We start from the raw sequence: 13,434 nt of genomic DNA on the forward strand, positions 1-13,434 counted from the left end.
CTGGCGTGTTCTTTATTTAAAATTAAAGTGAATACTTATTCAGATCATAAACCGATATCCGATACCGGTTTCTGTTAATAAATGACGAGGGCGCGCGGGATCGGCTTCAAGTTTCTGGCGAAGGTGTCCCATATAAATGCGTAAATAGTGACTATGTTCGACGGCATTCGGTCCCCAGACCTGGCTTAACAGCTGTCGCTGCGTTAACACTTTTCCGTGGTTACTGAGCAACACGGCCAGCAGACGAAACTCGATAGGCGTAAGGTGGATCTCTTCTTCCCCTCGCACGATGCGGCGGGCGGCAAGATCGACGCGGATATCGCCAAAGACGTACACCGGTTCAGAAGGGGTCGTGGCACTGTGTCGACGCAGCGCCACACGCAGCCGGGCCTGTAACTCGCCAATGCCAAACGGTTTGATCAGATAATCATCCGCTCCGGCATCCAGCGCGGCGATTTTATCCGTCTCTTCGGTGCGGGCAGAGAGCACCAGAATGGGCATCTGGCTCCACTGACGCACCTCACGAATAAAATCGATGCCATCGCCATCCGGGAGTCCCAGATCCAGGATCACCAGATCTGGCTTGCGGGTGGCGGCTTCAATTAACCCCCGTTGAAGCGTACCGGCTTCATGAACGCGCAAACCGTCGCCTTCCAGCGCGGTACGCAGAAATCGGCTGATAGCGAGCTCATCTTCAACAATCAGAACGTTAATCACAAATCCTCTGGTAATTCATCAAGTTCTGGTGGGGTTTCAAGAGGAAGTGTAACACAAAAGCGTGCCCCACCTTCCGGGCGGTTCTCTGCGGAAATGGTGCCGCCATGCACGTCAACAATCGCCTGGCAGATCGCCAGCCCCAGCCCGACGCCCGGAATGGCAGATTCCTTATTACCGCGCGCAAATTTTTCGAATATGGCGCGCTCCTGGCCGGCCGGAATACCCGGCCCGGTATCCCAGACATCGAGCCGCAGCACACGTTTATCCACCCTGGCAGCAATCCCCAGCCGGGCCTTTGTCCCGGCGTATTTAGCGGCATTTTCCAGCAGATTAATCAGCACGCGCTCAAACAGCGGGCCATCCACATGGATTAACGTCAGGGGTTCCGGCATGTCCAGCTCGATATGGCGCCCGCCGAGACCCGGCTCCAGCATCTTCAGCGCACTGCCGACAACCTCCTCAAGGGTGAGCCACTCTTTTTTGAGGTTAAACCCGCCGGACTGAATGCGCGCCATGTCCAGCAGGTTGTTCACCAGACGCGTGGTATTTAGCACGTGCTGACGAATTTCGCTGGCCTGCATCGCATGTTTTGATCCTTCCGCCGCCAGATCCAGCGTCAGAATTTCGGACTGGCCAAACAGCACGGTAAGCGGGGTGCGCAAATCGTGAGACAGCGCTGCCAGCAGCGAATTGCGAATACTTTCGCGCTCGCTTGCCAGCCGCGCCTGCTCTTCGCTGGCGGTGAGCGCCAGCCGTTCAAGGGCGCTGGCGACCAGCAGGGTGAAGGTTTCCAGCAGGCGCTGCTGCTCGGGGATCATCAGCTGACGCAGGTTAGACGGCTCGACGATGACCAGCCCGTGATTTTTATCCGCGCTGCGCAGCGGCAGGATCTGGTAAGGCACCCCGGGCAGAGTGTCGGTGCCAGCACCGGCAGGTAAACCCTTATCAAAGCTCCAGCGTGCAATCGCTTCATCCCAGGGCGTCATCCCCGAAGGGGAGGTCAGCGGGCGAAGGCGCCCCTGCTCGTCGGGGAGCAAAATCAGGTTACTGGCATGAAAGGTCGAACGGATAAACTGCTCACTGGTCTGGACGATATCCTGCTGCGTGCGACCGACCGCCAGCGATTTTGACATCTCATACAGATGGCGGGTGCGCTGCTCGCGATAGCGGGCAATGCGTGCCTGGTAGCGCACGCCTGCCGTCAGATTCCCGATCACCAGCCCGACGGTAAGCATCACGGCAAAGGTCAGAATGTACTGCACGTCCGAGACAGCAAGCGTCCCGCGCGGAGCGATAAAAAAGAGGTCGAAGCTGATGACGTTGATCACCGTTGCCAGCACCGACGGCCAGCGGCCATAAAAGAGCGCGACCACAACGACGCCCAGCAGATAAATCATGACCAGATTGGCGGCATCGAAGGCGATTAGCCACTGGCTGGCAATCACCGTAATCAGGGCGCAAAGGACCACGGCCACCAGGCAGCCCCGGATCTGGACGCGCCATTTATCGCCAAAGGTGCGTGCGTCCGGCGTACGGCCGGGCAGGGGGGCGGGCTTGTCATCCAGCGCGACGATGACTAAATCCAGATCCGGCGCGCGGCGTGCCAGCCTGTCGGCAAAAGATTCGCGGCTAAACCAGCGGCGATGCTGGCGACGTCCAATGACAATCTTGCCCAGGTTATGCTCGCGCGCGTAGCGCAGAATGGCTTTATCTTCCTGCGGATCGGACAGGGTTGCAGTTTCGGCGCCCAGCTCCTGCGCCAGCCGCAGCGCGCTCAAAATGGCGCGACGCTGATTTTCCGGCAGGCCGTGAAGCTGTGGCGTTTCGACATACACCGCGTGCCAGACGCTGCCAAACTTCGCCGCAAGCCGGGCGGCGGTGCGGACCAGTTTTTCATTGCCGCTGCCGTGACCAATGCATAACAGAATGGCGTCACGCGTGTGCCAGACGCGCTCCCGCCCCTGCAGGTCCCGCCAGGCGCGCATCTGGTCATCCACGCGATCGGCGGTGCGGCGCAGGGCCAGCTCGCGCAGGGCAATCAGGTTTCCTTTGCGGAAAAAATGTTCGATAGCGCGTTCGGCCTGGCCGGCAATATACACCTTGCCTTCGTGCAGGCGCTGGCGCAGATCGTCCGGCGGCAGGTCAACCAGTACGACTTCATCGGCAGAATCAAAAAACGGATCGGGGACGGTTTCCCGCACCTGGATACCGGTTACCCCGCTCACCACGTCGTTCAGGCTTTCCAGATGCTGAACATTCACCGTAGTGAAGACGTCGATGCCGGCTTCAAGCAGCTCCTCAACATCCTGCCAGCGCTTCGGGTGGCGTGAGCCAGGCGCGTTGCTGTGCGCCAGTTCGTCCATCAGGATCAGCGCGGGGCGGCGGGCGAGGGCGGCATCAAGATCGAACTCCGTGACCAGCCGCCCGCGATGGCTGATACGCTGGGGCGGCTGCGTCGCCAGCCCCGTCAGCAGCGCCGCCGTCTCTTTGCGACCGTGGGTTTCCACCACGCCGATGAGAATATCAAGCCCCTGCGCCCGAAGCCGCTGGGCTTCCGTCAGCATGGCGAAGGTTTTCCCGACGCCCGCGCAGGCGCCGAAGAAAATTTTCAGCTTGCCGCGGTGGGCTTCAGCCGTTTGTTCAAGCAGCCTGTCCGGATCCGGGCGCATGGGCTCGTCGGTCATTTAGTTCTTCCTTAGCGCATCCAGCGCCAGATTCAGCTCAACAATGTTCACTACCGGCATGCCGATGAAGCTGACCAGCGGCTTTTGCGTATGTTCTGCAACCAGCTGGCTCACCTGCTCGACGGTCAGCTGACGGGCGGCGGCCACGCGTGGGATCTGCCACGCCGCTGCGTCCGGCGTCAGGCTGTAATCCAGCCCGCTCGCGGAGGCGGTGACCAGCTCAACCGGCACCTCACGGCTGGCCTGCGGATTCGCGGCGCGCAGGGCGGCAACGCGTTCAGCAACGGCTTTGTCCAGGTCAGGATTACTGCCAGCCAGATTGCTGCCGCCGGAGGCCATTGGATTATACGGGCTTTCCGCAGTGGCGGAAGGGCGTCCCTGGAAGTAGCGCGGGTCCGTAAAGTTTTGCCCAATCAGACGCGAGCCGCGGTTTTCACCGTTCTGGATAATCAGCGAGCCGTTGGCCTGGTCCTCAAACCACCACTGGCCCAGCGCGGTTGTCATCAGCGGGTAAAGCCCGCCGGTAATCAGAGACAGCAGAATAAACAACAGTATAGCGGGACGTAACATCGTCATGAGATTCACCTTTTAAACCAGCCCGAACAGCGTTAACAACATGTCGATAACCTTGATCCCAATAAAGGGCACCACCAGCCCACCCAGACCGTAAATCCAAAGGTTACGGCGCAGCATGGCGGCGGCCGTCAGCGGCTTATAGCTCACCCCTTTCAGCGCCAGCGGAATAAGAAAGACAATAATCAGCGCGTTGAAGATCACCGCGCTCAAAATGGCCGAGGCTGGAGAGTGCAGGTGCATCACATTCAGGGCATTCAGCTGCGGATAGGTTGCCGCAAAGGCCGCCGGGATTATGGCGAAATACTTCGCCACGTCGTTGGCGATACTGAACGTGGTCAGCGAGCCGCGCGTCATCAGCATCTGCTTCCCGATATGCACCACTTCGATCAGCTTGGTCGGGTTCGAGTCGAGATCCACCATGTTGCCCGCCTCTTTTGCCGCCTGGGTACCGGAGTTCATCGCCACCGCCACGTCGGCCTGCGCCAGCGCCGGGGCGTCGTTGGTGCCGTCGCCGGTCATCGCCACCAGACGACCTTCCGCCTGATACTGGCGAATGAGTGCCAGCTTCGCTTCCGGTGTCGCTTCGGAAAGGAAATCATCCACGCCCGCTTCGGCGGCAATGGCCGCCGCAGTCAGACGGTTATCCCCGGTGATCATCACCGTTTTAATGCCCATCATACGCATCTGGGCGAAACGCTCTTTAATACCGCCTTTAACGATATCCTTCAGAGCGATAACCCCCAGAACGCTTGCACCTTCCGCCACCACCAGCGGGGTTGCCCCCTGACGCGCTACGCTTTCCACCAGGTGGTCGACTTCCGGAGGGAAATGTCCATTATTGGCTTCAATATGACGGCGAATGGCATCAACGGAGCCTTTACGGATCATTCGGTCCTGAATGTTAATTCCACTCATGCGGGTTTGCGCCGTAAAGGGCACGAACGTGGCGTGAAGGCTTTGTACGTCGCGCTGGCGCAGGTTAAAGCGCTGCTTGGCGAGGATCACGATACTGCGACCTTCCGGCGTCTCATCGGCCAGCGAAGAAAGCTGTGCCGCGTCGGCCAGCGTTTTTTCATCCACGCCCGGCGCGGGTAAAAAGTCAGAGGCCTGACGATTACCCAGGGTGATGGTCCCGGTTTTATCCAGCAGCAGTACGTCTACGTCACCCGCCGCTTCAACGGCGCGTCCGCTGGTGGCGATGACGTTCGCGCCCAGCATACGGCTCATCCCCGCCACGCCAATCGCGGAAAGCAGGCCGCCGATAGTGGTGGGGATCAGACAGACCAGCAGGGCGATCAGTACGGTGATGCTGACCGCTGTACCGCCGTAGGCGGAGAAGGGCCACAGGGTCGCCGTTGCCAGCAGGAAGACAATGGTGAGCGCCACCAGCAGAATGGTCAGGGCGATCTCGTTCGGCGTTTTACGACGCTGTGCGCCTTCCACCATGGCGATCATCCGGTCGAGAAAGGTTTCGCCCGGGTTAACGCTGCACTGGATCACCAGCCAGTCGGAAAGAATGCGCGTTCCGCCAGTAACTGAGGCGAAATCTCCGCCCGACTCACGGATCACGGGCGCGGATTCCCCGGTAATAGCGCTTTCGTCTACCGACGCGCCGCCCTCAATTACCTCCCCGTCGCAGGGGATGATGTCCCCGGCTTCCACCAGCACCACGTCACCTTTGCGCAGTTCATCCGCCGGAACGTGGTCCATCTGCGCGCCGTATTTAGGTTCGCGTAATTTGCGCGCAAAGGCGGTTTTTTTGACCCCTTTCAGACTGTTGGCCTGCGCCTTACTGCGGCCTTCCGCCAGCGCTTCGGCAAAGTTGGCGAACAGCACGGTAAACCACAGCCACAGGCTGATGGCGCCGGTAAAGGTTGCATTTCCTGAAAGGTGTCCCGTTCCCATGGCAATCGCCAGTGCGGTGGTGAGTAAACTTCCAGTCCAGACAATAAACATCACCGGGTTGTGCCACTGCACGCGCGGGCTCAGTTTTTTTACCGCATCCATGAGGGCCTGACGAACTAAGGTTGGTTCGAGCAGGGCCAGTTGTTTACGACTCATGACAAATTCTCCGCAAAATCAGCGTAAAGAGAGATATTCCGCAACCGGGCCTAACGCGAGGGCGGGGATAAAGGTCAAGGCACCTACCAGCAGAACGGTGCCAATCAGCAGGCCGACGAACAGCGCGCCGTGAGTCGGTAACGTACCGGTAGTGGTCGGCTGGATCTTCTTATTCACCAGTGTTCCGGCGATCGCCATGACGGGAATAATCACGCCGAAACGACCGAAGAACATGCAGAACGCCAGCAGACAGTTCCAGAACGGTGAGTTGGCACTTAACCCTGCAAAGGCGCTGCCGTTGTTGTTTGCGGCAGACGAAACGGCGTAAAGCACTTCGCTAAAGCCGTGAATGCCCGGGTTAAAGATGCCGCTGCGCCCGGCGTCGGTCATCAGCGCCAGGGCGGTACCGAGCAGCACAAGGGCGGGGGTGACCAGGATTGCCAGCGCGGTTAATTTCATTTCGCGGACGTCGATTTTTTTGCCGAGATATTCCGGCGTGCGGCCGATCATCAGCCCGGCGATAAACACGGCGAGCAGAACGAACAACAGCATGCCGTACAGCCCCGAACCGACCCCACCGAAGACTACCTCGCCAATCTGCATCAGCCACATCGGGATCATGCCGCCGAGCGCGGTGAAAGAGTCGTGCATGGCGTTCACCGCCCCGCAGGAGGCCGCCGTGGTGACCACCGCATAGAGGCTGCTGGCAAGAATGCCGAAGCGGCTCTCTTTGCCTTCCAGGTTGATATTGCTGTTAGCCCCCAGCTGCATGAAGTGGCTGTTGCCGTTCCATTCGGCCCACATCATCAGTGCTACGCAGACCACGAAGATTAACGACATGGCCCACAGCAGCGTACGGCCCTGGCGGCGATCGTTAACCACATCGCCAAAGGCGAAGCAGAGCGCGGCGGGGATCAGGAAGATCGCCAGCATCTGTACAAAATTGGTTAATGCCGTTGGGTTTTCAAACGGATGCGATGAGTTGGCGTTGAAGAAGCCGCCCCCGTTGGTGCCCAGCATCTTGATTGCTTCCTGCGACGCCACTGGCCCCATTGGCAGGAGTTCCCTGCCCCCTTCAAGCGAGGTGTAAGGGGTATAAGGCAGCAGGTTTTGCAGAGTGCCTTGCTGTATAAAGAACAGGGCAATAATCAGCGCAACAGGCACCAGGATCCAAAGGGTGATGCGCGTGACATCAACCCACGCGTTGCCGAGCGTGCTGACATTCTGACGGGCAAACGCGCGCGTCAGGGCGAAGATCACCGCGATACCGCTGGCTGCAGACAGAAAGTTTTGCACGGTTAACCCGGCCATCTGGCTGAAGTAGCTGAGCGTGGTTTCACCGGCGTAAGACTGCCAGTTGGTATTGGTGACAAAGCTGACCGCCGTGTTCAGCGCCAGATGCCAGGATAAACCTGGTAACTGCTGCGGATTCAACGGCAAATTGCCCTGGAGCATGAGCAGCGTAAAGAGGGCAATAAGCCCCACGATATTCAGAAGCAGTATCGCCATCAGGTACTGGCCCCAGCTCATTTCGCGGTCGCTGATACCTGAAATGCGCCAGAGCACGTTTTCAATTTTTCGCGTACCCGGCAGTGGCACGTTGTTTATCAGCCGCGCCAGCGCTGTTCCCAGCGGCCTGGCGAGCACAAACAGCAGCAGTAAAAAGCTGGCAATAAGCAAAAACGCCTGAGCAGCCATCAGAATGCCTCCGCATTAATCAGGGCATAAATCAGATAACCCAATAACAGGAACACCAGCACGATGCCGGCAATCAGACCTGCACTCACACTCCACCTCCGGGTGACTTTTGTTGTTGTACAAACGGTAGGATTTGTGGCGCAAAGATTTCGCAAAAATCAGAAGGGCAGGTGTAAAAAAAGTATAAAAATGGGAAAGACCACAATTTAACTATTGTTAAGTAAACTGTTAACTTTTTTGTAACTTAATTACAGGCGTGAATGTAAATATTCACGAAATGGATGAAAATAAGTGGTCGGATGAGTAGTAAAATTACAAACAAAGCGGTATTATTTTAACCAGGTCACAGATTTCACATTTTCCGGAGACGGTTTCCGGCCAACTACAGGGGAGAAAAATATGGATCTTTATAAAGAGTATCCGGCTCATATCGTGTTCATGCGTCGCACTTTCGCCGTAGTGGCTGGCGTGCTGGCCCTGCCGGTGATGCTGTTCTGGAAAGATCGCGCACGTTTTTACAGCTATCTGCACCGCGTCTGGGCGAAAACCAGCGAAAAGCCGGTGTGGATGGATCAGGCCGAGAAAGCAACCTGCGATTTCTACTGATACGGTGTGACATCGTAGCCATAAAAAAACCGCCTACAGCAAAGTGGCGGTTTTTTTGTCCCTCGGGATTCGCGGTCCGTTGGGTAATCTTGCAGCCCCTACCCGGGATTTTTATCATACCCTTCTTTAAAAAGTTCGCAATCCACTTCACCTTTATAAATTCCTAATTTTACTGAAATAACTTACTTTTGGCGTTGGTGTTAATTATGATGCCACGTCCCTTTCCGCCATCTCGCAAATGGGCATCGGTCCTGGGAAAGGTGTATCCATAGCCGTAAAGCAGCCCGCCTACCCGGGCTTGTGTCCACCGATTTATCACCGGTGGTGATAGGTGGAGCGGTTAGCAGCAGGGACCGCATAGTGAAACGCTATTTATGCATCGCGTTCATTGTCGCCAGCGCACTCGTTGTAAAGAGTGATAAACCGGATGTGTTTATTGCCTTTACCCCGATAGCGCAGGACAAGTAGCGTTAAGGCCGCCTCGGGCGGCCTTTTTTATTTCATCCCGTCTACACTTCATGGCAAAGTAGTTCAATGCATGCCTTTTTCCTTTTACGGCATGCCCTTACGGACATAATGGACAATTGCCTGGAGTTTTATGCCCACCCATCTGGTTTGGTTTCGCGCGGATTTACGCATTCACGACAACTTCGCTCTCGCGGCCGCCTGCCGCGCTAAAGACGCGAATGTGCTGGCCCTGTTTATCGCCACGCCTGAACAGTGGCGGCAGCATGACATGGCGCCCCGGCAAGCGGCATTACTCAGCGCGTATCTGAATGACCTGCAACATTCACTGGCCGAAAAAGGCATTCCGCTGATCTATAAAGAGGCCCATGATTTTGCCGCACAGCTTGAGATGGTGCAGGCAATCTGTAAGCAGCACGCGGTAACGCGTCTTTTTTACAACTACCAGTATGAATTTAACGAGCAGCAGCGGGATCGTCAGCTGGAGAAAAACCTTACGGGCGTGGTCTGTGAAGGCTTTGATGACAGCGTGATGCTCGCACCGGGCAGCGTGATGACCGGCAGTCACGAAATGTATAAAGTTTTCACGCCGTTTAAAAATGCTTTTATCAAACGCCTGAAAGAGGGGCTGCCAGAATGCGTTCCCGCCCCGGCTATAAGAGGGGAAACGATAACGGATCTGCAGGACATCAGGCTGAATTATCCCCAGCAGTCGTTTGATGAAACGGTATTCCCCGCCAGCGAGAAAGCGGCTATCGCCCGGTTGCGTCAGTTCTGCGCGCAGGGGGCGGCGGATTACGAGGCGCGGCGGGATTTTCCAGCGATTGAAGGCACCAGCCGCCTGTCGGCCTGTTTAGCGCTGGGCGCGCTCTCCCCGCGCCAGTGTTTACATCGGCTACTGGCGGAACAGCCTCAGGCGTTAGATGGGGGGGCGGGCGCAGTGTGGCTGAACGAACTGATCTGGCGTGAGTTTTATCGCCATCTGATGACGTATCATCCTGATTTATGTAAACATCGCCCCTTCATTCGTTGGACCGATAAGGTACAGTGGCAGTCGAATGAGAAGCTGCTTAAGGCATGGCAGCATGGGCTCACCGGCTTCCCGATTGTTGATGCGGCTATGCGGCAGCTCAATGAAACCGGGTGGATGCATAACCGTCTGCGTATGATTACCGCCAGCTTCCTGGTGAAGGATCTGCTTATCGACTGGCGAACCGGAGAGCGTTATTTTATCTCTCAGCTGATCGATGGCGATCTGGCGGCAAATAACGGCGGCTGGCAGTGGGCGGCCTCCACCGGCACGGATGCGGCTCCCTATTTTCGGATCTTTAATCCGACCACGCAGGGACAACGATTTGACGTCGACGGCGAGTTTATCCGTCGCTGGCTGCCTGAACTTAAGGATGTCCCCGCCAAAGCCATTCATGAACCCTGGGCATGGGCGGATAAACAGCGTGTTACCCTGAACTATCCCCGTCCCATTGTCGACCATAAACAGGCGCGCGTCGCCACGCTGGCGGCGTACGAAACCGCCCGAAAAGTTTGAGAGAATGATGATGAAAAACAGTGAACTGGAACGCCTGATTAACGAAAAACTCAACACGGCCTCGTTTAGCGACTACGGTCCGAATGGCTTACAGGTGGAGGGGCGCGAGACGGTGCAAAAAATCATCACCGGCGTAACGGCAAGCCAGGCGCTGCTGGATGAGGCGGTGCGTCAGGAAGCCGACGCGGTGATTGTCCATCACGGTTATTTCTGGAAAAACGAATCACCGATTATTCGCGGCATGAAGCGCAACCGTCTCAAAACGCTGCTGGCGAATGACATCAACCTGTACGGCTATCACCTGCCGCTCGATGCGCATCCTGAACTGGGGAATAACGTTCAGCTTGCGCAGCTGCTGGGGATTACCGTGATGGGCGAAATTGAACCCCTGGTGCCGTGGGGTGAACTGTCGATGCCGGTTCCGGGTCTGGAGCTGGCATCGTGGATCGAAGCACGCCTGGGGCGTCGTCCGCTGTGGTGCGGCGACACCGGGCCGGATACCGTGAAGCGCGTGGCATGGTGCACCGGCGGCGGCCAGGGCTTTATTGATAGCGCGGCGCGTTTCGGTGTCGACGCCTTCATTACCGGCGAGGTTTCCGAGCAGACCATTCACTCTGCCCGTGAACAAGGCCTGCATTTTTACGCGGCAGGCCATCACGCTACCGAGCGTGGCGGCATCCGCGCCCTCAGCGAGTGGCTGACGGAAAATACCGATCTGGATGTGACGTTTATTGATATCCCTAATCCGGCCTGATGAGAGGTAGTTAAGTGCAGCGAGCGCGTTGTTATCTTCTGGGTGAGACCGCAGTGGTTCTGGAACTTGAGCCTCCGGTGACGCTTGCCACGCAAAAGCGTATCTGGCGTCTGGCTCAACGACTGCCCGAGCTACCTGGCGTGGTTGAAGCTATTCCGGGTATGAATAATATCACCGTGGTGCTGCGTGATCCGCACACGGGGGCGCTGGATGCCATTGAGCGCCTGCAACGCTGGTGGGAGGAGAGCGAGGCGCTGGAGCCGGAATCGCGGACGATTGAGATCCCGGTTGTCTATGGCGGCAAGGGAGGCCCCGACCTTGGCGTGGTGGCCGAACACTGTGGATTAACGGAGAAGCAGGTTGTGGAGCTGCATAGCTCAGTCGACTATGTTGTCTGGTTTTTGGGATTTCAGCCGGGTTTCCCCTATCTGGGCGGGTTATCGCCCCAGTTGCATACGCCGCGCCGGGCTGAGCCGCGCCTGAGCGTACCGGCGGGCAGCGTGGCGATTGGTGGCGAGCAAACGGGAATTTATCCACTCGCCTCGCCGGGAGGCTGGCAGCTTATCGGGCACACGTCCACGCCGTTATTTGAACCAGGCCAGGACGCGCCCATACTCCTGCGTCCGGGGGATACCCTGCGCTTTATCCCGCAAAAGGAGGGGATATGTTAACGCTTATTCGCGCAGGGCTTTACACCTCGGTACAGGATGCCGGGCGTTTTGGGCTGCGTCAGTCGGGCGTGAGCTACTGCGGTGCGCTTGATCGTCCCTCGCTGGAGATTGCCAACCTGCTGGTAGGCAACGCCGGCAGCACGGCGGCGTTAGAAATTACGCTGGGTCAGTGCGTGATTGAGTTTGGTCAGGAAACCTGGTTTGCCTTAACCGGCGCGGGCTGTGACGCGACGCTGGACGGCAAAACGGTGTGGACCGGCTGGCGCCTGCGGGCGAAAGCCGGACAGCGTCTGACGCTCAAGCGTCCTCTGCACGGCGTGCGCAGCTATCTTGCGGTGGCGGGAGGTATCGACGTGCCGGAGGTGCTGGGCTCATCCAGCACCGACCAGAAAGCGGGAATGGGCGGACATGAAGGACGGCTGCTGCGCGACGGCGATCGCCTGGCGATTAAGCCATCAGCGCGCCATTTCACCACCACGCAGGGCGTGAAGCAGCTGTTGTGGGGGAACCTGATCCGCGCCCTGCCGGGGCCGGAATATCATGAGTTCGATGAGGCCTCAAAAGAGTCTTTCTGGCGCTCGCCATGGAAGATCAGCCCGCAGAGTAACCGCATGGGTTACCGGCTTCAGGGCCAGCCGCTGACCCGCACGACTGACCGGGAGCTGCTTTCCCATGGTCTGTTGCCGGGGGTGATTCAGGTGCCGGGCAACGGACAGCCTATCGTACTGATGAACGATGCGCAAACCACGGGAGGATATCCGCGTATTGCCTGCATTATCGAAGCGGATCGCTACCATCTGGCGCAAATTCCTCTCGGTCAGCCAATTCATTTTGTGCAGTGTTCGCTGGAGGAGGCGCTGAAAGCCCGTCAGGATCAGCAGCGTTATCTCGAACAGCTGGCGTGGAGGCTCGATGGTAAAGATTGATTTAAACGCCGATCTGGGGGAGGGCAGCAGCGCCGATGCGGCGCTGATGACGCTGGTCTCCTCGGTGAATATCGCCTGTGGGTTTCATGCCGGCGATGCGCAGACCATGCTGGCGAGCGTGCGCAATGCCATGAAAAATGGCGTGGCGATAGGCGCTCACCCCAGCTTTCCGGACCGGGAAAACTTTGGTCGCACGGCGATGGATCTGCCGCCTGAGACGGTTTACGCGCAAATGCTCTACCAGATCGGCGCCCTGGAGGCGATAGTGCGCGCTGAGAAGGGCGTGTTGCGTCACGTCAAGCCGCACGGCATGCTCTATAACCAGGCAGCGAAAGATCCGGCGCTGGCAGACGCCATTGCCCGCGCGGTACGGGACTGCAATCCGCGTCTGATTCTGGTTGGCCTGGCGGGCAGCGAGCTTATCCGTGCCGGCGAACGGCTGGGGCTGATTACGCGGCAGGAAGTGTTTGCCGATCGGGGATACCTGCCGGACGGCAGCCTGGTTCCGCGTACGCAGGCCGGTGCGCTGATCACCGACGAAGGTAAAGCGCTGGCGCAGACGCTGGAGATGGTGCGCTTCGGGCGAGTAACCTCAACGGAGGGTACAACGGCAAACGTTCAGGCTGATACGGTGTGCTTACACGGTGACGGCGAGCATGCGCTCCAGTTTGCGCGACGCCTGCGGGCGGCGTTCTCGGAAGAGGGCATTGTTGTCAGCGCAGAATAATCA

General features: G+C 58.0%; 12 protein-coding genes. 6 read left to right on the forward strand and 6 right to left on the reverse strand.

Going from position 1 to position 13,434, the window contains the following annotated elements; translation table 11 throughout:
- Positions 1 to 39: 39 nt before the first annotated feature.
- From kdpE to kdpF, 6 genes are read right to left on the reverse strand one after another with little or no spacing between them, the layout of a single operon-like run.
- The gene (gene kdpE / locus L3069_RS06250) at positions 40 to 717 is read right to left on the reverse strand and encodes a two-component system response regulator KdpE (protein WP_022647450.1); all 678 of its coding nucleotides are present in this window, start codon (positions 715 to 717) and stop codon (positions 40 to 42) included.
- A complete protein-coding gene (kdpD, locus tag L3069_RS06255; protein WP_038415691.1) occupies positions 714 to 3,401 on the reverse strand; it encodes a two-component system sensor histidine kinase KdpD in 2,688 nt (895 codons plus the stop codon). Before kdpD ends, kdpE begins: the two co-directional genes overlap by 4 nt.
- Positions 3,402 to 3,977, reverse strand: coding sequence for a potassium-transporting ATPase subunit KdpC (kdpC, locus tag L3069_RS06260; RefSeq protein WP_022647452.1), 576 nt, complete (start codon positions 3,975 to 3,977; stop codon positions 3,402 to 3,404).
- Positions 3,978 to 3,989: 12 nt separating this feature from the next.
- The gene (kdpB, locus tag L3069_RS06265) at positions 3,990 to 6,038 is read right to left on the reverse strand and encodes a potassium-transporting ATPase subunit KdpB (protein WP_038415692.1); all 2,049 of its coding nucleotides are present in this window, start codon (positions 6,036 to 6,038) and stop codon (positions 3,990 to 3,992) included.
- 18 nt (positions 6,039 to 6,056) lie between these two features.
- Positions 6,057 to 7,736, reverse strand: a complete 1,680-nt coding sequence (gene kdpA / locus L3069_RS06270) for a potassium-transporting ATPase subunit KdpA (RefSeq protein ID WP_038415693.1) — start codon at positions 7,734 to 7,736, stop codon at positions 6,057 to 6,059.
- Positions 7,736 to 7,825 (reverse strand): K(+)-transporting ATPase subunit F, encoded by a 90-nt coding sequence (gene kdpF, locus L3069_RS06275; RefSeq protein ID WP_003858638.1) that lies wholly within the window; start codon positions 7,823 to 7,825, stop codon positions 7,736 to 7,738. Before kdpF ends, kdpA begins: the two co-directional genes overlap by 1 nt.
- Before the next feature lie 310 nt (positions 7,826 to 8,135).
- Here kdpF and L3069_RS06280 point away from each other — a divergent pair, with 310 nt between their 5' ends.
- The 6 genes from L3069_RS06280 (at position 8,136) to pxpA (ending at position 13,431) form a co-directional block, all read left to right on the forward strand.
- Positions 8,136 to 8,342 (forward strand): YbfA family protein, encoded by a 207-nt coding sequence (locus tag L3069_RS06280; RefSeq protein WP_014069366.1) that lies wholly within the window; start codon positions 8,136 to 8,138, stop codon positions 8,340 to 8,342.
- A 598-nt stretch (positions 8,343 to 8,940) separates the two neighbouring features.
- Entirely contained in the window at positions 8,941 to 10,353 is a 1,413-nt protein-coding gene (gene phrB / locus L3069_RS06285) for a deoxyribodipyrimidine photo-lyase (protein ID WP_038415694.1), read from the forward strand.
- 10 nt (positions 10,354 to 10,363) lie between these two features.
- Positions 10,364 to 11,107: a type 2 GTP cyclohydrolase I gene (locus L3069_RS06290; protein ID WP_003858635.1), complete on the forward strand. Its 744-nt coding sequence runs from the start codon at positions 10,364 to 10,366 to the stop codon at positions 11,105 to 11,107.
- Between the two features lie 14 nt (positions 11,108 to 11,121).
- Positions 11,122 to 11,778 (forward strand): 5-oxoprolinase subunit PxpB, encoded by a 657-nt coding sequence (gene pxpB / locus L3069_RS06295; protein ID WP_022647457.1) that lies wholly within the window; start codon positions 11,122 to 11,124, stop codon positions 11,776 to 11,778.
- Complete coding sequence (gene pxpC / locus L3069_RS06300) at positions 11,772 to 12,704, forward strand: 5-oxoprolinase subunit PxpC (protein WP_038415695.1); 933 nt, start codon at positions 11,772 to 11,774, stop codon at positions 12,702 to 12,704. Before pxpB ends, pxpC begins: the two co-directional genes overlap by 7 nt.
- The gene (gene pxpA, locus L3069_RS06305; protein ID WP_038417003.1) at positions 12,691 to 13,431 is read left to right on the forward strand and encodes a 5-oxoprolinase subunit PxpA; all 741 of its coding nucleotides are present in this window, start codon (positions 12,691 to 12,693) and stop codon (positions 13,429 to 13,431) included. The genes pxpC and pxpA overlap by 14 nt, the downstream gene beginning before the upstream one ends.
- Positions 13,432 to 13,434 lie beyond the last annotated feature (3 nt).

The organism is Enterobacter cloacae complex sp. ECL411, assembly GCF_021869665.1.
GTDB lineage: Bacteria > Pseudomonadota > Gammaproteobacteria > Enterobacterales > Enterobacteriaceae > Enterobacter > Enterobacter intestinihominis.